Origin of the sequence: Streptomyces nogalater, assembly GCF_039532885.1 — a bacterium.
Classification (GTDB): Bacteria; Actinomycetota; Actinomycetes; order Streptomycetales; family Streptomycetaceae; genus Streptomyces; species Streptomyces nogalater.
Genome location: NZ_BAAASM010000036.1, coordinates 163,026 through 189,448, shown reverse-complemented (window position 1 = coordinate 189,448; position 26,423 = coordinate 163,026). Strand labels below are relative to the sequence as shown.

Genomic DNA, 26,423 nt, shown 5'->3' with positions numbered 1-26,423 from the left:
GACCAGCCGGGCCCGGCCCGGGGCCCGGGCCAGAGGTCGTCACCCGGGGTGATTGGCCTGAAGTGTGTCATGGCCCGAACAGCGTGAGGGGCGGGCGGCACCGGACGCTGTTCCGCGTCCGGCGGCACCCGCCCCTCACCAGGCGGTCCGGGCCGGTCAGGTCACCCGGCCGCCTCGCTGTGGGTGCCGTCCTTGGCGACCGGGGCCCACTTGTCGACCAGGCCCGGGTGGTCGCGCAGCCAGCCGCGGACGGCGTCCTGCTCCTTGCCCTTGCCGGCCTTCTGGATCCGTGCCTCCAGGCCGGTCAGCTGCTCCTCGGTCATGGAGAAGTCCTTCAGCCACCGGCCGACCAGCGGGTTGTCGGCGGCGAAGCCCTTGCGGGCGAGGGTGTGCACGCCGTCGCCCTCGCCCCAGGCGCCCTCGGGGTCCTTGAGCTTCTTCAGGTCGTAGTCGCTGTACGCCCAGTGCGGCGACCACAGGGTGACGAGGACCGGCTGGTGCCGGGCGTAGGCGCGCTTCAGCTCGGCGAGCATGGCCGGGGTGGAGCCGTCGACCACGTCGTAGGCGCCCTCCAGGCCGTACTCCTTCAGCACCTTCCTCTTCAGCAGGCTCATCATGCCCGCGCTGGGCTCGATACCGATGATCTTCCCGCCGAACTCGGAGGCGTGCTCCTTGAGGTCCGCCAGGGAGTTCACGTCCTTGACATAGGAGGGCACGGACAGCTCCAGGGACGTGGGGCCGTACCACTTGCCCAGGTCGTCCAGCTGCTTGCCGTACTTCGTCCAGTACTCCGCGTGTGTGGTGGGCAGCCAGGCGTCGGTCTGGAAGTCGAGCTGGCCGGTGGCGAGACCGGTGTAGAGCGGGCCGGCCGCGTACTGGGTCGTGCTCACCTTGAAACCGCGCTCCTGGAGGATCTCCTTCCACAGGAAGGTGGAGGCGATGCCCTCGTCCCAGGGGATGTAGCCGATCCGGATCTCTTGGCCCTTGCCGACGTCCGTACCCGAGGCCTCGGAGGTGCCGGCGGAGGGACCGAAGACACCGAGTCCGCCCGCGACGAGGGCGAGGACGACCACCCCGGCCAGCGCGACGGCCGGGCGCGGGCGGTACGACCACGCGCGCGCGGGTGCCTTCGCGGCGGCCCTGCGGCCGAGCGGGGAGAGCTGGGTGCCGAGCGCGCCGGTGACCCGGTCCAGGTAGATGGCGAGGACGACGATGCCGACGCCCGCCTCGAAGCCGTAACCGATGTCGAGCTGGCCGATGGCCTCGTTGACGGCGCCGCCGAGGCCGCCGGTGCCGACCATGCCGGCGATGACGACCATGGACAGGCCCAGCATGATCACCTGGTTGACGCCGGCCATGATGGTCGGCAGGGCCAGCGGCAGCTGCACCCGCCACAGGATGTCGCGCGGGGTGGTGCCGAACGCCTCGGCGGCCTCGACCAGCTCGGCGTCGACCTGGCGGATGCCCAGCTCGGTCATGCGGACGCCCGGGGCGAGCGCGAAGATCAGGGTGGCGACGACACCGGCGGCGGTGCCCAGCCCGAAGAAGAGCATGGCCGGGATCAGCAGCACCATCGAGGGCATCGTCTGCAGCAGGTCCAGGACCGGCCGTACGGCGGCGCTGACCGCCTTGGAGCGGGCGGCCCAGATGCCCAGCGGGAGGGAGATCACCAGGGCGATCACGGTCGCCACCAGGACCAGGGCGAGGGTGGACATGGCCCGGTCCCACAGGTCGAGCGAGTCGACCAGGGCGAACCCGGCGAAGGCGAGGGCCCCGGCGAGCAGTCCGCGCAGCCACCAGGCGACGACGGCGAGGATGCCGGCCATCAGCAGCGGCTGGGGCGCGGCGAGCACGGTGTCGATGCCGTCGTACATGCCCTCCATGACGGCCTTGACGGCGTCGAACAGCCAGGAGAGGTGGGCGACCAGCCAGTCCACGCCGGAGTCGACCCAGTCGCCGAGGTGGATCCTAGGCATGGCTGATCACCTTCCCCTCGGGGTTGTCGCAGGCCGCGGGAGCGGCCGTCTCGTCGCCGAGGAAGCCGAGCAGCCGCTGCCGCGGCACCACCCCGACGACCCGGCCCGCCCCGTCCACCACCGACACCCGGTGGGGCAGCCGGGCGCTGATCGCGCACAGCTCGGCGAACGGCGTCTCGCGGGTCGCGGTCTCGCAGCCGCACAGCGGCCCGTCGGAGGTCACCGAGGTGTCCATGAGCGCGCCCGCCGTCAGCACCCGCGAGCGGTCCACGTCCTGGATGAAGGAGGCCACGTAGTCGTTCGCGGGGCGCAGCAGGATGTCCTCGGCGGTGCCGGTCTGCACGATGCGGCCGTCCCGCATGACGGCGACGCGGTCACCGAGCCGCATGGCCTCGTTGAGGTCGTGGGTGATGAAGACGATCGTCTTCTTCAGCGTCTTCTGCAGCTGAAGCAGCTGGTCCTGCATGTCGCGGCGGATCAGCGGGTCCAGGGCGCTGAAGGACTCGTCCATCAGCAGCAGGTCCGCGTCGGTGGCGAGGGCGCGGGCGAGCCCGACGCGCTGCTGCATGCCGCCGGACAGCTCGTCGGGCCAGGAGGCCTCCCAGCCGGCCAGGCCGCACAGGGCGAGCGCCTCGTCGGCGCGGCGCTCGCGCTCGGCGCGGGGCACGCCCTGCACTTCCAGGCCATAGGCGGCGTTGTCGCGGACACTGCGGTGCGGGAACAGCGCGAAGTGCTGGAAGACCATGCTGATCTTCTTCGAGCGCAGTTCGCGCAGCGCCCGGTCGCCGAGCACGGTCAGGTCCTGCCCGTCGAAGCGCACGCTGCCCGCGGTCGGCTCCAGCAGCCCGTTGAGCATGCGCAGCAGGGTGGACTTGCCGGAGCCCGACAGTCCCATCACGACGAAGATCTCGCCGGCCTCGACGCGGAAGGAGGCGTCGATCACGGCGGCCGTCGCGCCGTCCGCGCGCAGCTCCGCCCGGTCGGCACCGCGCCGCAGCCGCTCCACCGCGTCGTCGGGTCGTCTTCCGAACACCTTGAACAGATGTTCCGCCTCAAGCCTGGGTGACACGCGCACCTCTCGTCTCCGGGGACAGGACAGAGGCCGCGCCTCCCCAGGTCAAGCCGGGGCAAACTCGCAAGTGGCCGGGTTCACGACAGTGCGCGTCACGCAACGCGTTCCCGCTGTGCGGGGCCCGGTCGGTGCCGTGCGGCATGACAAGGCGCTGTCGGTGCCGTGCGGCAGGACATGACGGGGCGCTGTCGGTGCCGTGCGGCATGATGCGTGCGTGACCGGACGACTCATGCTCCTCGACACCGCCTCGCTCTACTTCCGCGCCTACTTCGGCGTCCCGGACTCGGTGCGCGCACCGGACGGCACGCCCGTCAACGCGGTGCGCGGGCTGCTGGACTTCATCGACCGGCTGGTCAAGGACCACCGGCCGGACCACCTGGTGGCCTGCATGGACGCCGACTGGCGCCCGCGGTGGCGGGTGGACCTCATCCCCACCTACAAGGCGCACCGGGTCGCCGAGGAGCACACCGGCGCGCCGGACGCGGAGGAGGTGCCGGACACCCTCGCCCCGCAGGTGCCGGTGATCGAGGAGGTACTGGACGCGATCGGCATCGCGCGCGTGGGCGTCGCCCGGTACGAGGCGGACGACGTGATCGGCACGTTCACCGCACGGGCCCGGGGCCCGGTCGACATCGTCACCGGCGACCGCGACCTGTACCAGCTGGTGGACGACGAGCGCCGGGTCCGGGTGCTGTATCCGCTCAAGGGCGTCGGCACGCTCCAGGTGACCGACGAGGCGGTCCTGCGCGAGAAGTATGGCGTCGACGGGCGCGGGTACGCGGACCTGGCTCTGCTGCGCGGCGACCCCAGCGACGGCCTGCCGGGCGTGGCCGGGATCGGCGAGAAGACGGCCGCCAAGCTGCTCGCCGAGTTCGGCGATCTGGCCGGGATCATGGCGGCGGTCGACGATCCGGGGGCGAAGCTGACGCCGTCGCAGCGCAAGCGGCTGACCGAGGCCCGGCCGTATCTGGCGGTCGCGCCCAAGGTGGTGCGGGTGGCCGACGACGTGCCGCTGCCGGAGGTCGGCACGGCCCTGCCGGACGCCCCGCGCGATCCGGCGGCGCTGGCCGGGCTGGCGCGCCGGTGGGGGCTCGGCGGCTCGCTGGAGCGCCTGCTGACCACACTGGCGAGCCGAGCCGGGGGCTGACGGGGCCGGTCGACGGGCCGCTGAGGGGCCGTTGACGGGCCGGTCGACGGGCCGGTCCGGTGGGCGCCGAACGAAAGATTCCGGCAAAAGACTCTCATGGGCGTCCCAGAAGAGGGGTGTTGACTCGACCGAGGTGTTAACTTAGGTAAACCTAACCAACTCCGCAGGAGGCCGTCATGGCAGAGCGCCCGGGACGAAAGCCGCGCAAGCCCCATACCGCCCAGGTCGTGCGCACCGAACGGCTGACCCCGCACATGCAGCGTGTGGTGCTCGGCGGCACGGGTCTCGCCGGCTTCGCCGCGGACACCTGCACCGACCACTACGTCAAGCTGCTGTTCGGCGCCCCCGGCGTGACCTACCCGGAGCCCTTCGACCTGGAGCGGATCCGCGCCGAGTTCCCGCGCGAGCAGTGGCCGGTGACCCGGACGTACACCGTGCGCGACTGGGACGCGGAGCGGGGGGAGCTGACCCTGGACTTCGTGATCCACGGCGACGAGGGCCTGGCCGGACCCTGGGCCGCGCGCGTACGGCCCGGCGAGACGGTGCGCTTCATGGGCCCCGGCGGCGCGTACGCGCCCGACCCGGAGGCCGACTGGCATCTGCTCGCCGGCGACGAAAGCGCGCTGCCTGCCATCGCCCGCGCCCTGGAGTCGCTTCCCGCGGGCTCCCGCGCACACGCCTTCATCGAGGTCTCCGGCCCCGAGGAGGAGCAGAAGATCGACACCGGGGTGCGGGTCGTCTGGCTGCACCGCGGCGACCGGCCGGTGGGCGAGGCCCTGCTGGAGGCCGTGCGCGGACTGGAGTTCCCGCAGGGCCGGGTGCACGCCTTCGTGCACGGCGAGGCGGGCGTCGTGAAGGAACTGCGCCGGCTGCTGCGGATCGAGCACCAGATCCCGCGCGAGGACCTGTCGATCTCCGGCTACTGGCGCCTCGGTCACAACGAGGACGGCTGGCAGGCCTCCAAGCGCGAGTGGAACGCCCGGGTGGAGGCCGAGCAGGAGGGCAGCACGACGACGGCGGCGGCCTGACCGAGACGGGCCCTCGGCGGACCGGAGCCTGACCAGCCGGACGGAACGGCGGCACCCACCCAAAGGCGCCGCCACGCCCCGCCCCCTCCCCACGCCCCGGCCCGGCCCGGCCCGGCCCGCCGCACGCCTACCACGGGGGACCGCCACTTCCCCGGACCCTCCCCGCACCCCGATTCCCCGCGCACCCACCACGAGGGACCGCCGGTTGCACCGGGCCTCCGCACGCCCGCCGCGCTCTACGCCGTACCGGACCGGCCGCGCCCGCCCCGGTGCGCGCCTCGCGCCACCCGGTCTGCCCGGGGCTCAGTCCCCCCGCACCCGCCCGTGGAAATGCATGTCGTGCCAGCCGTCCTGGTGCCGGAGGGCGCTGCGCTTGGTGCCCTCCAGGGCGAAGCCGGCCTTGACGGCGACCCGGCAGGACGCCTCGTTGGCGGTGGCGTGGAAGAGTTCGAGACGGTGGAAGCCGATCTCCTCGAAGGCCCAGTGGGACAGAGCGGCGGCGGCCCGGGCGGCGACACCCTGGCCCCGTGACCGCGCCACCGTCCAGTACGCCACCTCGGCCACGCCGTCCCCGAGCAGTATCTGCCGCAGCGCGACCCGGCCCCGCAGTTCGTCCGTCCGCTCGTCCACGACGGCCCACTGGGCCTCCCTCTCCCCCGCCCACGCCGCCTGCCACTCGGCGATCCAGCCGGCGGCCTCCTCCTCGGAGCCGCAGGCCCTCATGTGCCACTGGTGCATCGCCGGGTCCTGGAAGGCGGCGTGCACGGCGGGCGCGTCCTCGACCCGCCAGGGGCGCAGGACCAGGCCGTCGGCGGCGGGAAGCGTGGGCTGCGGAACCCCGGCCAGGGCACCGGAGGCCAGGACCGGCTTGACGAGAAAGGGCATGATCCACATCCTGCCGGGTCCACGCCGGGAGTCCCACCCGTTTTCGGCCTCCCCGGGGTGACCCTGCCATCGCCCCCTTGACGCCGCCCCGCTCCCACCCCCGCCGTACCCTTGACGCCGATGAGACGCCGTACGCCGCCCCCGCCCGCCCCGCTCCCCCAACGCGACGGAGTCGACCCCGTACGGGTACGGCTGCCCGTCGGCGGGACATGGGCCACCGTGCGGGAGCACCTGGTGGAACGGCTCACGGGGGCCGGTCCCGGAATGGTGGAGGCGATGTTCGCCGCCGGCCGGGTGATCGGCGCCGACGGGCGGGCCGTGCCCCCGGACGCCCCCTACCGGCCGGGGATGTACGTCTGGTTCCACCGCGAGCTGCCCGCCGAGGTGCCGGTGCCGTTCCCGGTGGAGGTGGTGTACCGGGACGAGCACATCGTGGTCGCCGACAAGCCGCACTTCCTGGCCACCACCCCGCGCGGTTCGCACATCGCCCAGACCGCGCTGGCCCGGCTCCGGCACGAGCTGGGCCTTCCGGCACTGACGGCGGCGCACCGCCTGGACCGGCTCACCGCCGGGCTGGTGCTGTTCACCGTGCGGCCCGAGGAACGCGGCGCCTACCAGACCCTGTTCCGGGACCGGCGGGTACGCAAGGAGTACGAGGCCATTGCCCCGTACGACCCTTCGCTCGCCCTGCCCCGCACCGTGCGCAGCCGGATCGTGAAGGAGCGCGGGGTGCCGGCCGCTCGCGAGGTCCCCGGCGAGCCGAACGCCGAGACCCGTGTGGAGTTGGCCGGACACCGGGCCGGGCTGGGCCGGTACCGGCTCCTCCCGGCGACCGGCCAGACCCATCAGCTGCGGGTGCATCTCGCCGCGCTGGGCGTGCCCATCCTCGGCGACCCGCTGTATCCCGAGGTGACCGGCCCGGTGCCGGCCGGCGACTTCCGGCGCCCGCTGCAGCTGCTCGCCCGGCGGCTGGAGTTCACCGACCCGGTCACCGGCACGCACCACATCTTCACCAGCGGCCGTCGGCTGAGCGCCTGGACGTCGTACACCGAGTGGTCCGGCGGGTTCCGGCCGCCCGGCTGACGCCCGGCCCGGGACGTCAGCCGCCGTGCCACCAGCGCAGCAGCCGCTGCCACAGGCCGCGGGGGCGGGCCGGTTCGAGGGCCTCGGGGGCGGGTTCCGGTGCGGGCGGCGGCTGGTGGGCCGCCGGCTGCGGTGCGGTGGCCGGGCCCGGGTCGCTGCTCAGCGCGCCGACCTGCCAGTTGGAGCGCTGCGGCGGGACCGGCATGGCCCGCGGCGGCAGGTCCACGTCCTGCTGTGGCTTCGGTTCGAAGCGCACCGGCAGGGCCACCAGGTGCCGGGAGGCGATGGACGACCGCCAGCGCAGGTCCTCCTCGGCGCAGTCGAGCTGGATGTCGGACAGCCGGGTCAGCAGCGCGTCGACGCCGACGTCGGCGATGGCGCGGCCGATGTCCTGGCCGGGGCACTCGTGCGGGCCGCCGCCGAAGGCGAGGTGGGAGCGGTTGCCCTGCATGCTCTCCGACGGATCGGGCCGCACCCTCGGGTCGACGTTACCGGGGGCGGGCGCGAACAGCAGCCCGTCGCCCTTGCGGATGCGCTGGCCGCCCAGCTCGGTGTCCTGCTTGGCGAAGTAGCCGAAGACCGTGCTGAACGGCGGCTCGTCCCACAGGGATTGCTCGATCGCCTCCGGCACCGTCATCTGGCCGCCGTTGAGCTGGGCCCGGAAGCCCGGCTCGGTCAGAACCATGCGCAGCGCGTTGGCCAGGAGGTTCGCCGTCGCCTCGTAGGCGGCGAACAGGACGAGCCGCAGGTGTTCGCGGACCTCGTCGTCGGTCAGTCCGGCCGGGTGCCCGATGAGGTGACTGGTGAAGTCGTCCACGGGCCGGGTGCGCCGCCGGGTGGTGAGCCGGCTGAGCGCGTCCATGACGTAGGTGTGGCTCTGGATGGCGGTCTCGGTGCCCTTCAGGGCATCCCGCGCGGCCTGCACCATCCGGTCGTTGTACTCCTCGGGCATGCCGAGGATCTCGCACATCACGGCCATCGGCAGATGCTCGGCGAACTGGGAGACCAGGTCGGCCCGGCCGCTTTCACAGAAGCCGTTGACCAGGGCCTGGGTGTGGCGTCCGATGTGCCGGCGGACGCTGCGGTGGTCGATGGTGGTTATGGCCGCGGTGACCGCGTCGCGCAGCCGCTCGTGCTCGGCGCCCTCGGCGTGCGAGCAGATGGGCTGCCAGGCGATGTGCGGCATGAGCGGGTGGTCGGGCTTGACCCGGCCGTCCTTCAGCGGCGTCCAGATCCGGCTGTCCCGGGTGTACTGCGAGGGGCTGCGCACCAGTTGCAGGTTCTCGGCGTGCCCGAGCACCACCCACACGGGTACGTCGTCGTGGAGCAGCACGGGGGCCACCGGGCCGTGCTGGTCGCGCAGGCGTTCGTAGAGGCCGGCGAGGTCTTCGGCGTCGGGGCCGTAGAGCCGCAGCGGTCCCCCCGGGCCGAAGCCGTGCGCGGGACAGCCCGGCGGCGGGGTGAGGGAATCTGTGCCGGTCGAGGAGGGGGATTCAGACGTCACGGTGGTGTCGCTCCGGAACGGATGGGGTGGGGTGGGCCGGCGGCGGTTCAGGTGAGGGCGCCGGACAGGGCGAGGGAGTGCAGGAAGCGGGTGAGGGTCAGCAGCACGTCCTTGCTGGAGGCCCGGCGGCGCACATCGCACTCGATGATCGGGATCTCCGGCCCCAGGTCCAGGGCCGTGCGCAGTTCCTCGACCGGGTAACGGGGCGCGTCCGGGAAGGAGTTGACGGCGACGACGAACGGCACGCCGCGTTCCTCCAGCCGGCCCATGACGTCGAAGCTGACCTCCAGGCGCCGGGTGTCGACCAGGACGACCGCGCCGAGGGCGCCCTCGAACAGGCCGTTCCACAGGAACCAGAAGCGCTCCTGTCCGGGCGTGCCGAAGAGGTAGAGCACCAGTTGGTCGGTGATCTGGATGCGACCGAAGTCCATGGCCACGGTGGTGGCCGTCTTGGATTCGGAGCCGTAGTCGTCGTCCACGCCGATGCCGGCCTGGGTCATGGTCTCCTCGGTGGTCAGCGGCCTGATCTCGCTGACGGAGCCGACCATGGTGGTCTTGCCGACGCCGAACCCGCCCACGATCACGATCTTCACCGCGGCCTGGGCCGTGTGCGGCAGATGATCCTCGGTGCGCGGGCCGGGGATCGTGTCAGAGCCTTTGAAGTCCATGCATCACCGCTTCGAGGAGGGAACGGTCGAAAGCCGCCTGGCGGACGATCGGGGCGCGGGCCTGCACCAGTTCCGCCTGGATCAGCTCGGTGATCAGTACGGTCATCGCGCTGAACGGCAGTTGGAGATAGGCCGAGAGCTCGGCCATGGACAGGGGGGCGGTGCACAGCCGGAGCAGCGCCGCCACCTCCGGTGAGGCGGACAGCGGGGGCGCGGAGCGGGCCACGATCAGCGTCACCAGATCGAGTTCCGCGCGCTTGCCGTCCGCCGATCCGGCGATGGTGTAGAGCCGCTCGGGGTTGCCGGGTTTCTCCGCACCGCCCGCCGGTTTCGCGGCCGGAGGCGGCGGGGGGGACGGGAGCTGCGGCCGGCGCCGTTTGCGTCGTGGAGGGGTCATACGGTCTGCCCGTTCCGCCGGGGCGGACTGGTGAGGTGGGCGCCGATCCGGACGACGAGGTCGCGCATCATGCCGCTCATCCGGCCCGGTTCGCAGGTGACGTCCGCGAGCACGGCGAGGAAGGCGTTGGGGCCGGCGTTCATCAGGTAGAAGTAGCCGCCCTCGATCTCGAAGACCACGAGCTTCATGTCGCCGGCCCCCGGCAGTTCCTGGATGATGGCGCCGGCCAGGCTCTGTACGCCCGCGCAGGCGGCGGCCACCCGGTCGGCGGCGTCGGGCTCGCCGCCGTAGCGGGCGATGCGCAGCCCGTCGGCGGACAGGACCACGATCATCTCGATACCCGGTACGCCGTCGTTGAGCTGCTTGAGCATCCAGTCCAGGTTCGCTCGCTGCTGGATCACTTGAGGTCCCCCTCGTCGTCGGCCTCGGGGCCGCCCTGGGCGTATTCGGCCGGATCTTTGAGCAGATGCAGGTACTTGGTCGGGTTGCGGGTGAAGTCGGTCAGCTCGGGACCGGTGGCGTCCGGGGGCATGCCCTCCCTGAGGCCCTTCCAGAAGGCCTCGATCCCGGAGCCGATCGGCCGGTCCATGAGCTTCCGGCGCTCGGGGTCGATCTCGGGTTCCGGCTCGGACCGGGTCTGGGACCAGATGGTGGGCCTGCCCTCGCGCTCGGCGCGCTCGATGGCGGCCTGTTCCGCGATCCGCTGGCTGAGTGGGGTCTTCACTCGGCTGCGGCGCTGCGGCAGCCCGGTCGCGGTCCACTCGGTGACCTCCGGAATGTCGTCCTCCAGGGAGATTCCGGCGGGGATCTTGGGGCTGGTGGGGCGGCGCGTCTTGGGCGGGCGCTTGGGGCCTTCCACGGCGCCGAGTTCGGGCTTGGGGATGCCGGTGGCGCCGATGCCGTGGGCGACGCCGACCCCGGGCTCGGTGGTCGTCATCACGCGCGGCACGATGAGGATCGCGCGGACGCCGCCGTAGGCGGAGGAGCGCAGCGAGACCTCCATGTCGAACTGCTTGCAGAGCCGGCCGACGACGGCGAGGCCGAGGCGCGGGTTCTCGCCGAGGTTGTCCGCGTCGTCGAGGTTCCTGGCGTCCTCGATCGCCTTCTCGATCCGGGCCCGCGACTCCTCACTGAGGCTGACGCCCGCGTCCTCGATCTCGATGGCGATGCCGGCCTGCACCTCGGAGGCGGTGACGTGCACCTTGGTGGTCGGCGGCGAGTACCGGGTGGCGTTGTCGAGGAGTTCGGCGGCGGCGTGGATGACCGGTTCGACCGCGGTGCCCTTGATGTTGATGTTGACGATGGAGCTCAGCTCGATGCGGCGGTACTCAAGGATGCGGGACATCGCGCCGCGCAGCGTGCTGTAGAGGGAGACCGGCAGCGGCCACTGACGGCCGGGCCGGCCGCCGCCGAGGACGGAGATGGTGTCGGCGAGGCGGCCGATCAGCGAGGTGCCGTGGTCGATGCGCAGCAGGTCGTCGAAGACCTCGGGGTTGCGCCCGTGGTCCTCCTCCATCTCGCGCAGTTCCTTGGCCTGCTGGTGGACGATGGCCTGGACGCGGCGGGCGATGCTCACATAGGAGCGCTCGGTGGCGTCGCGCATCGAGATCTCGTGGTCGGCACCGGTCAGCGCGATGCGCACCAGCTCGCGGTAGCCGTCGGGCAGGCCGCGCAGTTCGGGGTCCTCGTCGAAGACGTAGCGCACGGTGTCGCGGAGTGCCTCGCCGCGGCGCAGCCGGATGAAGCCCAGGGGCAGGACGTTCTGGGCGAAGTGGTCCATCAGGTGGTGGTGCAGCGTGATCTGCTGTTGCAGCTGGGTGGCGTGCCGGGCGTGTTCGGCCTGTGCCTCGCGGAGCAGCCGGCCGCGCCGGGCGGCCTCGCCGGCCGTACAGAGGACCAGCAGCAGGGCCAGCGCTCCGCAGACGCCGACGGCCACCCGGGCCGTGGGCGGTACCAGGGCGACGGCGGCCCCGGCCGCCGCGGCCATCACCATGGCCGGCGGCAACAGCACGCGGGCATAGGGCCGTTCACGGCGACCGGGAGGCTTCTGAACACTCACCATGGATGCCTTCTGTGACGAATCGGCTGGGTGTCGGGTGGAGCTTGCGGGGGAAGGTATGGGGAACTGTCGGGATGCACTTCACATGTGGGAACAGACGCACGAATTGCCTCAACTCGGTGCGTCGCGGGCGAGCTTAGTCCGACCAGATCAACGCCGTGTCATCTTCGGCAAGCACCTGAAATCGACCCGCGACAGGAGTACGCTCAATCCCTTCTGCACACTGCGCTGTCGCTCGCACACAGACAGTATCGACGTACGCACGTGCGATTGTCACTCACCGTAACGAGTGAAAAAGCGACCGAGGCCGCACCCGGACAGGTGCGGCCTCGGTTCCCCCGGACGAACGGTCTTCGCGGACCCCGGCGGGTCAGCCCACGGACGAGTAGGCCACCACGCCTCGCAGCAGCTGGTCGACGGCCTTGCGCGCGGCCTTCGCCACGGTCGAATCCTGCGCGGGCGCGGCGGCGGAGATCTGCCCGAGGACGTCGATGACCTGCTTGCACCAGCGGACGAAGTCACCGGCCGGCATGTCCGCCTCGCGCAGCACCTCGTCCAGCCCCTTGCCGGAGGCCCACATATAGGCGGCCCACGCGAAGCCGAGGTCGGGCTCGCGCTGGCCGACCCCCTCCGTCTGGCTGATCCGGAACTCCTCCTCCAGAGCGTCGAGCCGGCCCCAGATCCGCACCATCTCGCCGAGCGCCGCCTTGGCCTTGCCCGAGGGCAGCTTCGGCGCCATGGCGTCGTCACCGCTGCGTGCCTCGTACACCAGCGCCGAGACGCACGCGGCGAGTTCGGCGGGGGCCAGCCCCTCCCAGACCCGCTCCCGCAGGCACTCGCTGGCCAGCAGATCCAGTTCGCCGTACAGCCGCGCGAGCCGCTTGCCGTGCTCGGTGACCTCGTTGCCCCGCAGGTAGTCCAGCTCGGTCAGCAGCGCCACGATCCGGTCGAAGGTCCGCGCGATGGTGTTCGTACGGCCCTCGATGCGCCGCTCCAGCTGCGAGGTGTCGCGCAGCAACCGGTGGTAGCGCTCGGCCCAGCGGGCGTGGTCCTCGCGGTCGTCGCAGCCGTGGCAGGGGTGCGCGCGCAGCGCCGTGCGCAGCCGCGCGATCTCGCGGTCGTCGGCGGCCTGCGAGCGCTTCTTCCGGGCCCGCTCCGGCGGGATGTGCCCGGCCTTGGTGCGCAGTGCGGAGGCGAGGTCCCGCCGGGACTGCGGCGAGCGCGGGTTGAAGGACTTCGGGATCCGCATCCGGTCCAACGGCTCCACCGGCACCGGGAAGTCCATCGTCGCCAGCCGCTTGACCTGCCGTTCGGCGGTCAGCACCAGCGGGCGCGGCCCGTCGTGGTGATCGAAGCCGCGGTGCCCGTTGGAACGGCCCGCGGGCAGGCCCGGGTCCAGCACCAGCGCGAGGCCCGCGTACTTCCCCGTGGGCACATGGATGACATCGCCCGGCTTCAGCTTCTCCAGGGCGACGGAGGCCTCCGCCCGGCGCTGGGCGGCGCCCTGCCGGGCCAGCTCGGTCTCCCGGTCCTTCAGCTCCCGGCGCAGCCGCGCGTACTCCTCGAAGTCGCCGAGGTGACAGGTCATGGAGGCCTTGTAACCGGCCAGGCCCTCCTCGTTGCGCTGCACCTGGCGGGAGATCCCGACGACCGACTTGTCCGCCTGGAACTGCGCGAAGGACGTCTCCAGCAGCTCACGCGAACGGTGCCGGCCGAACTGCTCCACCAGGTTGACCGCCATGTTGTACGACGGCTTGAAGCTGGAACGCAGCGGATACGTGCGCGTGCCCGCGAGACCGGCCAGGTGCTCGGGGCTCATACCGCGCTGCCACAGCACCACGGCGTGGCCCTCCACGTCGATGCCCCGGCGGCCCGCGCGGCCGGTGAGCTGGGTGTACTCGCCGGGCGTGATGTCGGCGTGCTGCTCGCCGTTCCACTTGACGAGCTTCTCCAGCACCACCGAGCGGGCGGGCATGTTGATGCCGAGCGCGAGGGTCTCGGTGGCGAACACCGCCTTGACCAGGCCGCGTACGAACAGCTCCTCCACGACCTCCTTGAAGGTCGGCAGCATGCCCGCGTGGTGGGCGGCTATACCCCGCTCCAGGCCCTCCAGCCATTCGTAGTAGCCGAGGACGTGCAGGTCCTCGTGGGCGATGTGGGCGGTGCGCTCCTCGACCAGGGCGCGGACCTTTTCCCGCGCCTCCTCGTCGTTGAGCCTGAGGCCCGCGTACAGGCACTGCTGGACGGCGGCCTCGCAGGCGGCACGGCTGAAGATGAAGGTGATGGCCGGGAGCAGGCCCTCGGAGTCCAGGCGCTCGATGACCTCGGGACGGCCCGGCGTCCACACCCGCGAGCGCTGTCTGCGCTCCCGCTCCCGGTCGGCCTCGCGCATCGCCCGGCCGCGCCTGCGGTCCTGGTACGACGGTCTGGTGGCCTCCATACGGGCCAGGCGGGCCAGGTCGGGGTTGACGGCCTTCTTGTGGCCCTCGCCCTCCTCGAACAGGTCGTACATCCGCCGTCCGGCGAGCACGTGCTGGAACAGGGGCACAGGGCGGTGCTCGGAGACGATCACCTCGGTGTCTCCCCGGACGGTGTCCAGCCAGTCGCCGAACTCCTCGGCGTTGGAGACGGTCGCGGAGAGCGAGACCAGGGTCACCGACTCGGGGAGGTGGATGATCACTTCCTCCCAGACGGCGCCGCGGAACCGGTCGGAGAGGTAGTGCACCTCGTCCATGACCACATAGCCGAGACCGAGCAGGGTCTGGGAGCCGGCGTAGAGCATGTTCCGCAGCACCTCGGTGGTCATCACGACCACCGGGGCGTCGGAATTCACGCTGTTGTCGCCGGTGAGCAGGCCGACCTTCGCGGTGCCGTAGCGGCGGCACAGGTCGGCGTACTTCTGGTTCGACAGCGCCTTGATGGGTGTCGTGTAGAAGCACTTCTTGCCCTGCTTCAGGGCGAGGTGGACGGCGAACTCGCCCACGATCGTCTTGCCCGAGCCGGTGGGGGCGGCCACCAGTACGCCCTTCCCCGCTTCGAGCGCCTGGCAGGCCTCGATCTGGAAGGGGTCGAGGCCGAAGTCGTACATCTCGCGGAAGGAGGCGAGCGCGGTGGCCTGCTCGGCTGCCCGCCTGCGGGCTGCCGCGTACCGCTCGGCCGGTGAGAGATCCTCTGTCATCGTACTTTCGAGCGTACCGGGCCCCACCGACAACAGGACGATCATTATCCGATCGATGGACGGAGGTCGGCGGGGGCGGCAGCCGGTGGGCCGGCCGAACGGCGGCCCGGTCGGTCCTCAGCGGGAGTCCCGGCCGGCGCGGGCAGGTAGGCGGGGCACGCGTCCCGCCGGCGCGCAGCGGGCCGGTCCTCAGGGGGAGACCGACGGCCGGGGGCCACCACCCGGCGACGGACAAGCACACGACGGGAGCGCACGCGGCGAAAACGCGGGCAATCGGCCCCCGGCGGCGAACCGCGCACGGTACGGCCGCGCATGACTAAAGCGCGGACGAGGCCATCCAGCGACGGACCGGGCACAGCGCAAGCGCGCGAGGCAACGCAAGCGATCGACCGCCCCGCGGCAGACCGCGCGCACGGGAGCGCAGGCAATCGGCGCCCCGACGGCAACCCACACATGACGCGACCGCACACGGCCAAAGCCCAGGCGAGCGGGCCACCCGACGACGAGCCAGGCACAGCGGAAGCCCGCGGCCAGAACGCAGACGATCGGCCTGCCCGGCAACCGGCCGCTCGCAGCGGAGGCACGCGCGACGGAAACACGGGCGAGCAGCCGCCCCACGGCGAACCGCGCACGGCGGAACAAGGTTGTGCCCCGGTCGCGTGCAAGGCCGCCGGAGCAGACGGCCGCCCCCGCCCCCCCGGTAGGGACCCGGGGGGGGGCGGGGGCGGCGCGTGTGGGGGCTCGGTGGAGGTGGGGGGCGGTCGGTTACGTCGCGTCGTCGTAGCCGTTGACCCGGTCGGTGTTCGTCTGCTCGGGCAGTGCGCGGGCGGCCGAGACCGGCTCGACCTCGCCGATCTCCTCGGGCGTGAGGTCCAGCTCGGCGGCCTCGTCGTCGGCGGGACCCGCGGCGTCGCGCAGGCGCCGGCGCTTGTCGTTGAGGAGCGAGAACGCGACCGCCGCGAAGTACAGCACCCAGATCGGCCCGGCGAGGGCCACCATGGACAGCGGGTCGGTGCTCGGGGTGGCCACGGCCGCGAAGACCGTGATGCCGAGGATCATGGCCCGCCACCAGCTGAGCATGCGCCTGCCCGTCAGCACCCCGGTGAGGTTGAGCATGATCAGCAGCAGCGGCAGCTCGAAGGAGAGACCGAAGACGATCACCATGCGGGTGACCAGCTGGAGCAGGTCGTCGAGCGGCAGCAGGTTCTTGATCTCGCCGTTCGGTGTGAAGTCGATCAGCACCTTGGCCGTGGTCGGCAGCAGCTTGTACGCGAAGAAGGCACCGCCGAGGAACAGCGGGACGCCGGTGAAGACGAAGGCGTAGGCGTACTTCTTCTCGTGCCGGTGCAGTCCCGGCGCCACGAACGCCCAGAGCTGGAAGAGCCAGATCGGCGAAGCGGCCACGACGCCGGCCATCAGCGAGACCTGGAGGGCCAGCGTGAACGGCGCGAGAAGACCGTTGATGGTGATCTCCGCGCACTGGGTCTTGCCACTGGACTTCGCCAGCTCTGCGAAGGTCTCCCGACAACCGACCGAGTCCAGGATCGGCTCGGTCAGGAAGTTGATGATGTCGTTGTAGTAGAAGGCCGCGACGATCGTCACCAAGACGATGGCCAGCATCGCCTTCGCGAGCCGGTTGCGGAGCTCACGAAGGTGATCCGCGAGGGGCATCCGCCCCTCGGGATCCTTCTCCTTCTTGCGGGCAGGCTTGAGCAACCCACGTCCTCATCTCGTGCGGCAGGCCGGGGTTTTCCGGCCTTGTGTCAGCGCTGGGCGGAATCCGTCGGCTCGTTGACCGGCCGCGAGCTGCTCACGTCACCGGGGGCCGCCTGGATGGTGCGCTGGGCCGAGGACTGCTCGGTGGTACCGGACGCCTGGGTGGAGGTCTTGCCCTCTTCCTTCATCGCCTTGGCCTCGCTCTTGAGGATGCGGGCGGACTTGCCGAGCGAGCGCGCCATGTCCGGAAGCTTCTTCGCGCCGAACAGCAGGATGATGACGACGAGGATCAGAATGATCTCGGGAGCTCCGATTTTTCCACCGAACATGAATCTTTACCTTCTCACCGAGGCGGCTGGGTGGGGTGCTGTCCGACCAGTCGGACATATATCCGATGGTCGTGCTGGCAGCGATCGTAACGCTCAGGGGTAAACGTGAGGCAATCCCCGTGCGTACTCCCGGTCCACGGTGCGGGCCTCGTTCTCCGCACCGCGACCAGCAGAGTACCTGTCCGGCAGGTCAGCATGACAGGGCGAAGCGACTCAAATCGCTTGTATCGCTGGTCTCACGGCCACCGCCCGGCGGGCTTCACAGGGTGTCGACGGCGCGGGCCGCGCTGACGGTCGCCCGCTCCAGGTCCTCGGCGGCCCGGTTGATACGGCGCGCCGATTCCGTCACCTGCTGCCCGAGGCGTCGCGCCGCCACGAACACCCGGACGGCGAGCACCCCCAGGACGGCGAGACCCAGGAAACCCATGGCTACGGCGAACATCGGCCAGAACATGACGACGAGACTAGACGGTCCGCCACCCCGGTCCGCACCCGGCCGTGCGGCGGCCGGTGCCGAGCCGGACACCCCTCGGCAAGCGGCAGGCCACGCGGCGGCCGGCACCCCGGCCACGCCACCCGGCGATCCGGCGGACCACGTCGCACCGGCCGACCGCGCCCCGGTGAACAACCGGCCCACCGCCCGGTAACCGGCCGGTCATCGGCCGGCCGGGCCGCCCGCTACACCGTGGAATGCAGACGCAGGGTCCTGACCCCGCCCCCGGTGAGCAGTTCCACGATCCGCTCCCCGGCCGGTTTGCGGACCGCGGCGCCGCAGTCGGGGCAGGTGAAGGAGTAGAAGGTCGTCCGGCTGCTGGTGCCGATGGCGAGCCGCAGCGCGCTCGCGGCGAGTTCGAAGCGGCCCCGGCAGTCCGGGCAACCGGCCTTGAACACCACGGGGGCCACCCTCCGCATCCCCGCGAAGGCGGTCGCCACCGTCATCTCACCCGCACCGGATTCCGGAAACTCGCTCACAGGCCCTCGCTCCCTCTCCCTCTGGTCGTTCCTCTGGGACGCAGCCGAATCCTCTGGTCGTAACCGATCACACCCGGTCGTTCACCGTCAGGGCCCTACGACCCCGGTTCCGGCGGCCGTACGGCCCCGGTCGCCTACGGCACCTTCACCGCGTCGGCGGGAACGTCGTACGCCGCCAGGGCCTCGCGGGCCGCCCCGCGGGCGCTCTCCGCCAGCTCGGGCGGCGAGACGATCCGGCCGTCCCGGCCGAGCCGCAGCGCCAGCCGGCGCAGGGAGGCCGGGTCGGGGGTGCGCAGGGTGATACGCAGTCCGCCGTCGGGAAGCTCGTCGGCGCTGTCGTGCGGGTAGTACTCGGCGATCCAGCGGCCGCCGGGGCCGACCTCGACCACGACCTCCGGGTCCTCGGCGGCCGGCTGCACCAGGCCCTCGGAGAGGTCGCGCAGTTCTATCTCGGGCGGGGCCGAGGGCGCGTCGAGGATCTTGATCTCGGCGACCCGGTCCAGCCGGAAGGTGCGCCGGGCCTCGGAGCGGCGGCACCACGCCTCCACATAGGTGTGGCCGACGCTGACCAGCCGGATGGGGTCGATCTCGCGCTCGGTGACCTCGTCGCGGGCCGGTGAGTAGTAGCGGATCCACAGCCGGCGGCGCTCGGAGATCGCCCGGTCGACGTCGGCAAAGACCCCGCCCTCGGACTCGAAGGTCACCGACAGCCGGGAGCTGGCGCCGGCCGCCTCGCCGGCCGCGGCCTCCACCTTGGCGGTGGCCCGCAGCAGGGCCTGGCGGTCGCTCTCCCTGAGGCCGGGCAGCGTGGCGACCGCGCGGGCCGCGACCAGCAGAGCGGTGGCCTCGTCGGCGGCCAGCCGGAGCGGTTCGGCCGCCTCCTCGCCGAGCGCGGCCGGATTGTGCCACCAGATGCGCTCGCCGTCGGTGTCGATGTCCAGCAGATCGCCGCCGCGGAAGCTGGTGCCGCACATGGGCAGCACATCGAGGTCGGCGACCAGCTCGTCCTCGCTGATACCGAAGGCGCGCGCGACATCGGCGATCCGGGCGCCGGGGCGCTCGCGCAGATACGTCACCAGGGAGAGCATCCGCCGGGTCTGGTCGATCGCGTTGCCGGTCCTGGCCGGTTTGCCTGCCACTGTCCCGCTCCCCCTCAGCCCTTGGCCACGGCGCGCAGCCGGTCCACCACGTCGGCCCGCAGCTCGGCCGGCTCCAGGACCACCACGTCCGGCCCGAACTCCACCAGCCAGGCGTCCAGGCCGCGCCCGTACGGAATCTCCAACTCGTCCCAGCCGTCACCCAGTTCCCGGACCTTCGCGGCCTTCGCCCGAAGGGGGTAACCGGCGCCGGAACGCAGCCGGATCAGCGCCGAGCGGTCGGCGATCTCGCCGGCCCAGCTCGCGACGGTCTCGCGCACGGTGACGACGTCCGGCACCGGCGCGGTGAAGCCCGTACCGCGGGAGCGGACCTTGCCGGTGATCCGGGACAGCCGGAAGACGCGTTCGGCACCCCGGTCGCGGTCGAAGCCGGCCAGGTACCAGTGGCCGCGCCAGCACTCCAGCGCCCACGGTTCGACATGCCGGGGCTCGGGGCGGGCGGCGGTGGCCTTGCGGTACTCGAACAGGACCGGGCGGCGGTCGCGGCAGGCCAGCATCAGCGGCTCGAAGGCGGCCTCGTGCACCGGGATGCGCGGCTCCAGCGCGCCGTGCGCCCCGTAGGGGTCGACGTCCTCGGGCAGCCCGGCGGCGCGCAGCTTCTGCAGGGCTCCGCTGGCCGCGCCGGCCAGCCGGGCCTGCTGCCAGACCTTGGCGGCGAGGCCGAGGGCGGCGGCCTCCTCGGCGTCCAGGGTGATGGGGGGCAGGCGGTTGCTGTCGCGGCGGGCGAGATAGCCGACCTCGCCGTCCAGGTTCTCGACCGTGTCGATGACCAGGCCCAGCTCGCGCAGGTCGTCCTTGTCCCGCTCGAACATGCGGTTGAAGGAGTCGTCGGAGCCCGCTTCCAGATAGGCCTCGATGGATTCGCGCAGCTCACGCTTGCTGAGCGGCCGGCGTGCGCCGAGCAGACACAGCGCGAGGTTCATCAGCCGCTCGGCCTTGGCAATGGCCATCGACGCCCTTCGCCTTCCCTATGGTGCTTCCGACCGATGACCGTACCGCTCCGCGGGGCGTCGGCAAAAGCCGAGGGCCCATGCCCGGTCGGGCATGGGCCCCAGGTGATCACGTCCGCGGATCAGACGGCGAGGAGGTCCACCACGAAGATGAGGGTCTCACCGGGCTTGATCGCCGGGGTCGGGCTCTGGTTGCCGTAGGCGAGGTGGGCCGGGATGGTCAGCTGGCGGCGGCCGCCGACCTTCATGCCCTGCACGCCCTGGTCCCAGCCCTTGATGACCCGGCCGCCGCCGAGCGGGAAGCGGAACGGAGTACCGCGGTTCCAGCTGGCGTCGAACTCCTCGCCGGTGCTGAAGGCGACGCCCACGTAGTGGACGGTGACCGTCTGGCCCGCCTGCGCGACCGGGCCGTCACCCTCCCAGATGTCCTTGATCTCAAGGTCCTTCGGGGGCTCGCCGCCCGGGAAGTCGATCTCGGGCTTGTCGATGTTCACGTCAAAAGCTCCTGCTTGTGTACGGCACGAATCCCGGACAGTCTTTCATCCCCGGCGATCTCCCGCCCGCCGCGGGCCCCGCCCTACATCGCCGCGAGGATGTCCACCGTGAACACGAGGGTGGAGCCCTTCTTGATGGCCCCGCCGCTCGGCGGGTTGTCGCCGTAGGCCAGCTCGGGCGGAACGACGATCAGCACCCTGCTGCCCACCTTCTTGCCGGTCAGACCCTGGGCCAGGCCCTTGACCACGTCTTCCATCTGCTGCAGCGCGAACTGGCTGAGCCGGCCCGAGCCGTACGTCCGCTCGAACGCCTTGCCGCCGTCCCAGACCAGGCCCTGGAACTGGCACAGCACCGTCTGGTCGGCCTTCAGCGCGGGCCCGTCGCCCTCCAGGACGTACTGCGACACGAGCTTCTTCGGCGGGGCCGTCGTGGGCACGGTGACCTTCGGTGCCTGGCCGTCGGTGGCGGTGCCCACCTTCGGCAGGGCGGCGTCGGTCTGCGGGACCGCGGTGCCCTTGGCGGAGCTCCTGGAGTTGAAGGACTCGATCAGGTCGATGACGAAGACCAGGGTGTCGGTGCCCTTGATGCCCGCCTGCGGGTTGCCGCTCTCGCCGTAGCCCCAGGTGGGCGGGACGGCGATCTCGATGCGGCTGCCGGTCTTCCTGCCCTGGAGGGCGTACCGCCAGCCGTCGATGATGCTGCCCTTGGCGAGCTGCATGACCAGCGGGCGCTTGCGGTCGTAGGAGTTGTCGAAGATCTTGCCGGTGTCCCAGATCTGGCCGAGGTAGTCCGCCCGGATGAAGTCGTTCTCCGCGACCGTCCGCCCGCCGCCCGCGATCACCGTGCGGACAGCGAGGTTCTTCGACGGGGTGCCCGGCCCCTTGGCGACCGTCGGCTTCTCACCGAACTTCTTGCCCTCCGTGATCGCCGGCAGCGGCCCGTCCACGATCTTGGGCGGGGGCGCGGAGGACGCGGAGGCCGACGGCGAGGCGTCGGTGCTGTTGGGGTCGAAGGAGTCGTCACCGCATCCGGCGAGGGTGACCAGTCCTGCGGGTACGGCGGCGAGGAGAAGCGAGCGTCGGCGCACGGAAGAGCCTCGTAATCGGTTGGTCCTGCGGGTGGCGTGCGCGCAACTCTACGACCAGAGAAGGGCGCCGTACGCGGAACGTACGGCGCCCGTGTGGCGTTCCCGCATGTCGCGGCCGGGCGGACGGTCCGCCCCGTCGCCGCTACATACCGGCGATCAGCTTCTCCACCCGGTCGTCCACGGAACGGAACGGGTCCTTGCACAGCACGGTGCGCTGCGCCTGGTCGTTGAGCTTCAGATGCACCCAGTCGACCGTGAAGTCCCGGCGCTGTTCCTGCGCCCGCCGGATGAAGTCGCCGCGCAGCCGGGCCCGAGTGGTCTGCGGGGGAACCGACTTGCCCTCGAAGATCTTCAAGTCGTTGCAGATCCGGGCGGCTTGGCCCTTCTTCTCCAGCAGGTAGTACAGGCCGCGACGGCGGTGGATGTCGTGGTAGGCGAGGTCTATCTGGGCGACGCGCGGATGCGACATCGTCATGTTGTGCTTGGCCCGGTACCGCTCGATGAGCTTGTACTTCATGACCCAGTCGATCTCGGTCTCGACGCGGTCCAGTTCCTCGGTCTCGATGGCCTCCAGCGTGCGGCCCCACAGCTCCAGGACCTGCGCGACGGTGCCGGTGCGGATGCCCCGGCGGTCGCAGAAGTCCAGCGCCTTGTCGAAGTACTCGCGCTGCACCTCCAGCGCGGAGGCCTCCCGGCCGCTGGCCAGGCGCACCTTGCGCCGGCCGGTGATGTCGTGGCTGACCTCGCGGATCGCCCGGATCGGGTTCTCCAGGGTGAGGTCGCGCATCACCGTGCCCGCCTCGATCATGCGCAGCACCAGATCGGTGGCGCCGACCTTCAGCAGCATCGTCGTCTCGGACATGTTCGAGTCGCCGACGATGACGTGCAGCCGGCGGTAGCGCTCGGCGTCCGCGTGGGGTTCGTCGCGGGTGTTGATGATGGGCCGGGAGCGGGTCGTCGCCGAGGAGACGCCCTCCCAGATGTGCTCCGCGCGCTGGCTGACGCAGTAGACGGCACCGCGCGGGGTCTGCAGTACCTTGCCGGCGCCGCACAGCAGCTGCCGGGTGACGAGGAAGGGGATGAGAATGTCCGCGAGCCGGGAGAACTCCCCGTGCCGGGCCACCAGGTAGTTCTCGTGGCAGCCGTAGGAGTTGCCCGCCGAGTCGGTGTTGTTCTTGAAGAGGTAGACGTCGCCCGCGATTCCCTCCTCGTGCAGGCGTCGTTCCGCGTCCACCAGGAGTCCTTCGAGAATGCGCTCGCCGGCCTTGTCGTGGGTGACCAGTTCGGTCACGTTGTCACATTCGGGGGTCGCGTATTCCGGATGTGAGCCCACGTCGAGATAGAGCCGGGCGCCGTTTCGCAGAAAGACATTGCTGCTGCGGCCCCATGACACGACACGGCGGAAGAGGTACCGCGCCACCTCGTCAGGAGACAGGCGCCGCTGTCCCCTGAACGTGCACGTGACGCCGTACTCGTTCTCCAGCCCGAAAATGCGGCGGTCCATGAGGGAACATTACGCCCGATCCCCCGAGCTGAAACGGGGTTCGAGGGCACGATTTGGATCATTTTCCGATGAAGCCGCAACGACATCGCCCCGCGCGGGAGCTGCGAGGACCCCTCCGGTGGCGAGCAGGACCAGCAACGACACCGCCCCGGCCACGCTCGGCAGGCCGAAGCCCCACACGGTCCCGCCGGCTTGTACCACCGGCCCCGCCAGGCCCGTTCCCACCGACGCGCCCACGGTGAAGGTCGTCACCAGCCAGGAGAACGCCTCGGTGACCGTGCCCCTCGGCGCGTGCCGGTCCACGATGATGAACGCACACGCTATGCAGGGCGCCAGGAAGACGCCGGAGACCACGCTGAGCAGCACCATCCAGACCGTGCCCGGTGTCAGCGTGAGCGGCAGGTAACACACCGCCAGCAGCGCCACCAGGCCCCTCAGCCGGCGCTCGGGCGAGCCCGCCCACTGCCGGGCGCCGTAGACGGTGCCGCCGGCCAGCGCGCCCAGACCGAGCCCGGCCATCAGCCAGCCGTAGACCGCGTCACCGCCGTGGCCGTCGGCGTACGAGACCGCCGCGACCGTGATGGAGCCCAGCGCGATGCCGACGAACAGGAACGCGGCGAGCAGCGCCAGCAGGCCGGGCGAGCGCAGCGCGCCCAGCCAGTGCGCCTCGCGCGGGGCCGAGCGCCAGGCGCGCGAGGGCGGCGAGACGACCACGGACAGGGCGCCGAGCACGCCCAGCAGGTTCAGCACGAGCAGGGCGGCCCGCTCGTCCCACACCGAGACGCACACGGTCACCAGCAGCGGGCCGACCGTGAACATGACCTCCTGCGCGATCGCGTCCATGGCGTACGCGGTGTGCACCTGCTCCTCGCGGCGCAGCACGGACGGCCACAGGGCGCGCAGGCCACCCTCCAGCGGCGGGGCGAACAGACCGGACACCGCGACGGCCGCGTAGGCCAGCGGCAGCGGGTCGGTACCGCGGAACGCGAAGACCGTCATGGCCAGCGCCGCCACGACGGCCGCGGGCAGCTGGACGCGCGGCTGGCCGTAGAGGTCCACGAGCCGGCCCAGCACCGGCTGACCGACGGCGTTGGCCACGCCGTACACGGCCGCGAGGGCGCCGGCCAGGCTGTAGGTACCGCCCTCGGCGCGGACGAAGAGCACCAGCGCGATGGCCGCCGTCGCGTTCGGCAGCCGGCCCACCAAAGTCCCGGCGAGCAGCCGGAGCGCATGTCTCGCCCGCAGGATCTCCAGGTACCCCGTGGCCATGCCCGCCTCCAAGTGTTACGTATAACTTCCTTCCTCATACGTACCATGTGCGCTGTTCACACGTCCACACGTGGTCCACACGTCCACCCGAAGGAGCACGCCCACCGTGGCACGCAGCAGCACGCGCCCGACCAGCCGGGACGTCGCCCACGCGGCCGGGGTCTCCCAGGCGGCCGTCTCCCTCGTGCTGGGCGACAAATGGCGCGGCCGGGTCTCCGAGACCACCGCCGAACGCGTCCGCCAGGCCGCCCGCGACCTCGGCTACCGGCCCAACCTCGCCGCCCGCAACCTCCGCCTCGGCCGCACCCGCACGGTCCTGCTCGTCGTCCCCGCCCTGACCACCGAGTTCTTCGCCGGCGTCTACACCGGCGCCGCCCGGGTGGCCGCCGCGCACGGCTTCGGCGTGGTCCTCTACCCCTCCCCCGAAGGCATCGGCCCCGCCCGCGACCCCTTCGCCTCCGCCCAGGCCGCCCTGGACGGCGTCATCGCCTCCTCCATGGCCGCCGACGCCCTCACCGACATCCGCGGCGACCAGCTCCCGCTCGTCATGCTGGACAGCGACCCCGCCGGAAGCCTCGGCGCCGCCACCGTCAACCTCGACATCGCCGACGGCGTCCGCCAGGTCGCCGAGCACCTCCTCAACCTCGGCCACCGCCGGGTGCTCCACCTGGCCGCCGACGTCCCCTCCTGGACCTTCGAGGTCCGCGCGCGGGAACTGGCCGCCCGCATGGCCGCCGTCCCCGGCACCGAGGTCCGCACCGCCCGCGCCCCGATCTCCATCGACGGCGCGCGCACCGCCACCGAGGCCGCCCTCACCGCGGCCGGCCCCCGGCCCACCGCCATCGTCTGCGACGACGACAAACTCGCCGCCGGCGCCTACAAGGCCCTGCGCCGCCTCGGCCTGCGCATCCCCGACGACATCTCCGTCACCGGCCTCGACGACCTCGCCCTGGCCACCGCCATCGACCCCGAGCTGACGACGGTACGACTGGACGCCGAGCTGTTCGGCGAACGCGGCATGCGGGCCCTGCTGGCCGTCCTGGAGGGCCGCCGGCCGGAGAGCGGGGACATCCCCGTCCAGCTCGTCGTCCGGGGCTCCACGGCCCCGCCACGCACGCCCTAGAACGCGCTACGCCCCGGCCTGCCACGGCCGGGGCGTCCCGCTGCGTGCGCCGCGGACGGCTCACTCCTCCTCGGAACCGTCCTCCGCGGAGCTCTCCGCCTCCGTGCTCGCACCGTCCACCGCCAGCAGCCGGTCCAGCTGCCGGCCGACGATCCGCTTGAACTTCCGCTTCTGCGGGCGCGTACGGTCCAGCACCGCCACCTCCAGCCGCTCGGCGGGAATCTCCCGCTCGCCGCCGTTGGTGTCCCGGGACAGCGCCTGCACCGCCAGCTTCAGCGCCTCCGCCAGGCTCATGCCGTCGCGGTGCCGCTGGTCCAGGAAGCTGCTGATCTGCTCCGCGTTGCCGCCCACCGCGACCGAGCCGTGCTCGTCCACGATGGAGCCGTCGTGCGGCAGCCGGTAGATCTGGTCGCCCTCCGGGGTCTCCCCGACCTCGGCCACCACCAGCTCCACCTCGTACGGCTTCTCGGCCGCCGAGGAGAAGATCGTGCCCAGCGTCTGCGCGTAGACGTTGGCCAGGCCGCGCGCGGTGACATCGTCGCGGTCGTAGGTGTAACCGCGCAGGTCGGCATAGCGGACACCGCCGATGCGCAGGTTCTCGTACTCGTTGTACTTGCCGGCCGCGGCGAAGCCGATCCGGTCGTAGATCTCGCTGAACTTGTGCAGCGCGCGGGACGGGTTCTCCCCGACGAACACGATGCCGTCGGCGTACTGCAGCACGACCAGGCTGCGGCCACGGGCGATGCCCTTGCGGGCGTACTCCGCCCGGTCGGCCATGGCCTGCTGAGGTGAGACATAGAACGGCGTCGACACCGGTTATCCGT

24 protein-coding genes are annotated in these 26,423 nt (G+C 71.7%); 4 read left to right on the top strand and 20 right to left on the bottom strand.

The window, feature by feature from the left end; genetic code table 11:
• Positions 1-161: 161 nt before the first annotated feature.
• Together ABD350_RS24240 and ABD350_RS24235 are read right to left on the bottom strand one after the other, a co-directional pair.
• Positions 162-1,976 (bottom strand): ABC transporter permease/substrate binding protein, encoded by a 1,815-nt coding sequence (locus ABD350_RS24240; RefSeq protein ID WP_344350416.1) that lies wholly within the window; start codon positions 1,974-1,976, stop codon positions 162-164.
• Positions 1,969-3,045: a quaternary amine ABC transporter ATP-binding protein gene (locus tag ABD350_RS24235; RefSeq protein WP_344350415.1), complete on the bottom strand. Its 1,077-nt coding sequence runs from the start codon at positions 3,043-3,045 to the stop codon at positions 1,969-1,971. The genes ABD350_RS24240 and ABD350_RS24235 overlap by 8 nt, the downstream gene beginning before the upstream one ends.
• Positions 3,046-3,262: 217 nt before the next feature.
• On the opposite strand from ABD350_RS24235, the gene ABD350_RS24230 reads away from it, so the two are divergent.
• Positions 3,263-4,195: a 5'-3' exonuclease gene (locus tag ABD350_RS24230; protein ID WP_344350414.1), complete on the top strand. Its 933-nt coding sequence runs from the start codon at positions 3,263-3,265 to the stop codon at positions 4,193-4,195.
• Between the two features lie 176 nt (positions 4,196-4,371).
• Positions 4,372-5,223: a siderophore-interacting protein gene (locus tag ABD350_RS24225; protein ID WP_344350413.1), complete on the top strand. Its 852-nt coding sequence runs from the start codon at positions 4,372-4,374 to the stop codon at positions 5,221-5,223.
• A 303-nt stretch (positions 5,224-5,526) separates the two neighbouring features.
• Here the strand turns inward: ABD350_RS24225 and ABD350_RS24220 are convergent, their stop codons facing one another.
• On the bottom strand, positions 5,527-6,108 hold the full coding sequence (locus tag ABD350_RS24220) for a GNAT family N-acetyltransferase (RefSeq protein WP_344350412.1): 582 nt from the start codon (positions 6,106-6,108) through the stop codon (positions 5,527-5,529).
• 120 nt (positions 6,109-6,228) lie between these two features.
• Here ABD350_RS24220 and ABD350_RS24215 point away from each other — a divergent pair, with 120 nt between their 5' ends.
• Complete coding sequence (locus ABD350_RS24215) at positions 6,229-7,191, top strand: RluA family pseudouridine synthase (RefSeq protein WP_344350411.1); 963 nt, start codon at positions 6,229-6,231, stop codon at positions 7,189-7,191.
• Between the two features lie 16 nt (positions 7,192-7,207).
• Here ABD350_RS24215 and ABD350_RS24210 read toward each other — a convergent pair whose 3' ends face one another.
• The 16 genes from ABD350_RS24210 to ABD350_RS24135 all read right to left on the bottom strand — a co-directional run bounded on the left by ABD350_RS24210 (position 7,208) and on the right by ABD350_RS24135 (position 24,476).
• The gene (locus ABD350_RS24210; RefSeq protein ID WP_344350410.1) at positions 7,208-8,695 is read right to left on the bottom strand and encodes a cytochrome P450; all 1,488 of its coding nucleotides are present in this window, start codon (positions 8,693-8,695) and stop codon (positions 7,208-7,210) included.
• A gap of 47 nt (positions 8,696-8,742) precedes the next feature.
• Positions 8,743-9,363: a GTP-binding protein gene (locus ABD350_RS24205; protein WP_030781273.1), complete on the bottom strand. Its 621-nt coding sequence runs from the start codon at positions 9,361-9,363 to the stop codon at positions 8,743-8,745.
• Entirely contained in the window at positions 9,344-9,760 is a 417-nt protein-coding gene (locus tag ABD350_RS24200; protein WP_344350408.1) for a DUF742 domain-containing protein, read from the bottom strand. Before ABD350_RS24200 ends, ABD350_RS24205 begins: the two co-directional genes overlap by 20 nt.
• A complete protein-coding gene (locus tag ABD350_RS24195) occupies positions 9,757-10,161 on the bottom strand; it encodes a roadblock/LC7 domain-containing protein (protein WP_344350407.1) in 405 nt (134 codons plus the stop codon). Before ABD350_RS24195 ends, ABD350_RS24200 begins: the two co-directional genes overlap by 4 nt.
• Positions 10,158-11,822, bottom strand: coding sequence for an ATP-binding protein (locus tag ABD350_RS24190; protein ID WP_344350406.1), 1,665 nt, complete (start codon positions 11,820-11,822; stop codon positions 10,158-10,160). Before ABD350_RS24190 ends, ABD350_RS24195 begins: the two co-directional genes overlap by 4 nt.
• 367 nt (positions 11,823-12,189) lie before the next feature.
• Positions 12,190-15,042, bottom strand: a complete 2,853-nt coding sequence (locus tag ABD350_RS24185; RefSeq protein ID WP_344350405.1) for a DEAD/DEAH box helicase — start codon at positions 15,040-15,042, stop codon at positions 12,190-12,192.
• A gap of 720 nt (positions 15,043-15,762) precedes the next feature.
• Positions 15,763-16,713: a twin-arginine translocase subunit TatC gene (gene tatC, locus ABD350_RS24180; protein ID WP_344350404.1), complete on the bottom strand. Its 951-nt coding sequence runs from the start codon at positions 16,711-16,713 to the stop codon at positions 15,763-15,765.
• A 47-nt stretch (positions 16,714-16,760) separates the two neighbouring features.
• Positions 16,761-17,042, bottom strand: coding sequence for a Sec-independent protein translocase subunit TatA (gene tatA, locus ABD350_RS24175; RefSeq protein WP_344350403.1), 282 nt, complete (start codon positions 17,040-17,042; stop codon positions 16,761-16,763).
• A gap of 259 nt (positions 17,043-17,301) precedes the next feature.
• Positions 17,302-17,496: a hypothetical protein gene (locus tag ABD350_RS24170; protein ID WP_344350401.1), complete on the bottom strand. Its 195-nt coding sequence runs from the start codon at positions 17,494-17,496 to the stop codon at positions 17,302-17,304.
• A gap of 224 nt (positions 17,497-17,720) precedes the next feature.
• Entirely contained in the window at positions 17,721-17,981 is a 261-nt protein-coding gene (locus ABD350_RS24165) for a hypothetical protein (RefSeq protein WP_344350553.1), read from the bottom strand.
• Between the two features lie 167 nt (positions 17,982-18,148).
• Positions 18,149-19,153, bottom strand: a complete 1,005-nt coding sequence (locus ABD350_RS24160) for a helix-turn-helix transcriptional regulator (RefSeq protein WP_344350400.1) — start codon at positions 19,151-19,153, stop codon at positions 18,149-18,151.
• Between the two features lie 14 nt (positions 19,154-19,167).
• Entirely contained in the window at positions 19,168-20,121 is a 954-nt protein-coding gene (locus tag ABD350_RS24155) for a helix-turn-helix transcriptional regulator (RefSeq protein ID WP_344350398.1), read from the bottom strand.
• 122 nt (positions 20,122-20,243) lie between these two features.
• Positions 20,244-20,615, bottom strand: coding sequence for an FKBP-type peptidyl-prolyl cis-trans isomerase (locus tag ABD350_RS24150; protein ID WP_344350397.1), 372 nt, complete (start codon positions 20,613-20,615; stop codon positions 20,244-20,246).
• Between the two features lie 83 nt (positions 20,616-20,698).
• Positions 20,699-21,703: an FKBP-type peptidyl-prolyl cis-trans isomerase gene (locus ABD350_RS24145; RefSeq protein ID WP_344350395.1), complete on the bottom strand. Its 1,005-nt coding sequence runs from the start codon at positions 21,701-21,703 to the stop codon at positions 20,699-20,701.
• A 142-nt stretch (positions 21,704-21,845) separates the two neighbouring features.
• Positions 21,846-23,207 (bottom strand): Pup--protein ligase, encoded by a 1,362-nt coding sequence (pafA, locus tag ABD350_RS24140; RefSeq protein ID WP_030608306.1) that lies wholly within the window; start codon positions 23,205-23,207, stop codon positions 21,846-21,848.
• A gap of 9 nt (positions 23,208-23,216) precedes the next feature.
• Positions 23,217-24,476 carry an MFS transporter gene (locus tag ABD350_RS24135; protein ID WP_344350393.1) on the bottom strand — a complete coding sequence of 420 codons (1,260 nt, stop codon included), beginning with the start codon at positions 24,474-24,476 and terminating at the stop codon, positions 23,217-23,219.
• A 106-nt stretch (positions 24,477-24,582) separates the two neighbouring features.
• Here ABD350_RS24135 and ABD350_RS24130 point away from each other — a divergent pair, with 106 nt between their 5' ends.
• Positions 24,583-25,599 (top strand): LacI family DNA-binding transcriptional regulator, encoded by a 1,017-nt coding sequence (locus tag ABD350_RS24130; protein WP_344350392.1) that lies wholly within the window; start codon positions 24,583-24,585, stop codon positions 25,597-25,599.
• 60 nt (positions 25,600-25,659) lie between these two features.
• Here ABD350_RS24130 and prcA read toward each other — a convergent pair whose 3' ends face one another.
• Positions 25,660-26,412: a proteasome subunit alpha gene (gene prcA, locus ABD350_RS24125; RefSeq protein ID WP_344350390.1), complete on the bottom strand. Its 753-nt coding sequence runs from the start codon at positions 26,410-26,412 to the stop codon at positions 25,660-25,662.
• Positions 26,413-26,423 lie beyond the last annotated feature (11 nt).

What these genes read in the sequence shown, in the direction of transcription:
- ABD350_RS24240 (WP_344350416.1), bottom strand. Translation starts at nt 1,976, where the DNA reads ATGCCTAGGATCCACCTCGGCGACTGGGTCGACTCCGGCGTGGACTGG.
- ABD350_RS24225 (WP_344350413.1), top strand. Translation starts at nt 4,372, where the DNA reads ATGGCAGAGCGCCCGGGACGAAAGCCGCGCAAGCCCCATACCGCCCAG.
- ABD350_RS24220 (WP_344350412.1), bottom strand. Translation starts at nt 6,108, where the DNA reads ATGCCCTTTCTCGTCAAGCCGGTCCTGGCCTCCGGTGCCCTGGCCGGG.
- ABD350_RS24215 (WP_344350411.1), top strand. Translation starts at nt 6,229, where the DNA reads ATGAGACGCCGTACGCCGCCCCCGCCCGCCCCGCTCCCCCAACGCGAC.
- ABD350_RS24205 (WP_030781273.1), bottom strand. Translation starts at nt 9,363, where the DNA reads ATGGACTTCAAAGGCTCTGACACGATCCCCGGCCCGCGCACCGAGGAT.
- ABD350_RS24200 (WP_344350408.1), bottom strand. Translation starts at nt 9,760, where the DNA reads ATGACCCCTCCACGACGCAAACGGCGCCGGCCGCAGCTCCCGTCCCCC.
- ABD350_RS24190 (WP_344350406.1), bottom strand. Translation starts at nt 11,822, where the DNA reads ATGGTGAGTGTTCAGAAGCCTCCCGGTCGCCGTGAACGGCCCTATGCC.
- ABD350_RS24185 (WP_344350405.1), bottom strand. Translation starts at nt 15,042, where the DNA reads ATGATCGTCCTGTTGTCGGTGGGGCCCGGTACGCTCGAAAGTACGATG.
- tatA (WP_344350403.1), bottom strand. Translation starts at nt 17,042, where the DNA reads ATGTTCGGTGGAAAAATCGGAGCTCCCGAGATCATTCTGATCCTCGTC.
- ABD350_RS24170 (WP_344350401.1), bottom strand. Translation starts at nt 17,496, where the DNA reads ATGTTCTGGCCGATGTTCGCCGTAGCCATGGGTTTCCTGGGTCTCGCC.
- ABD350_RS24165 (WP_344350553.1), bottom strand. Translation starts at nt 17,981, where the DNA reads ATGACGGTGGCGACCGCCTTCGCGGGGATGCGGAGGGTGGCCCCCGTG.
- ABD350_RS24155 (WP_344350398.1), bottom strand. Translation starts at nt 20,121, where the DNA reads ATGGCCATTGCCAAGGCCGAGCGGCTGATGAACCTCGCGCTGTGTCTG.
- pafA (WP_030608306.1), bottom strand. Translation starts at nt 23,207, where the DNA reads ATGGACCGCCGCATTTTCGGGCTGGAGAACGAGTACGGCGTCACGTGC.
- ABD350_RS24135 (WP_344350393.1), bottom strand. Translation starts at nt 24,476, where the DNA reads ATGGCCACGGGGTACCTGGAGATCCTGCGGGCGAGACATGCGCTCCGG.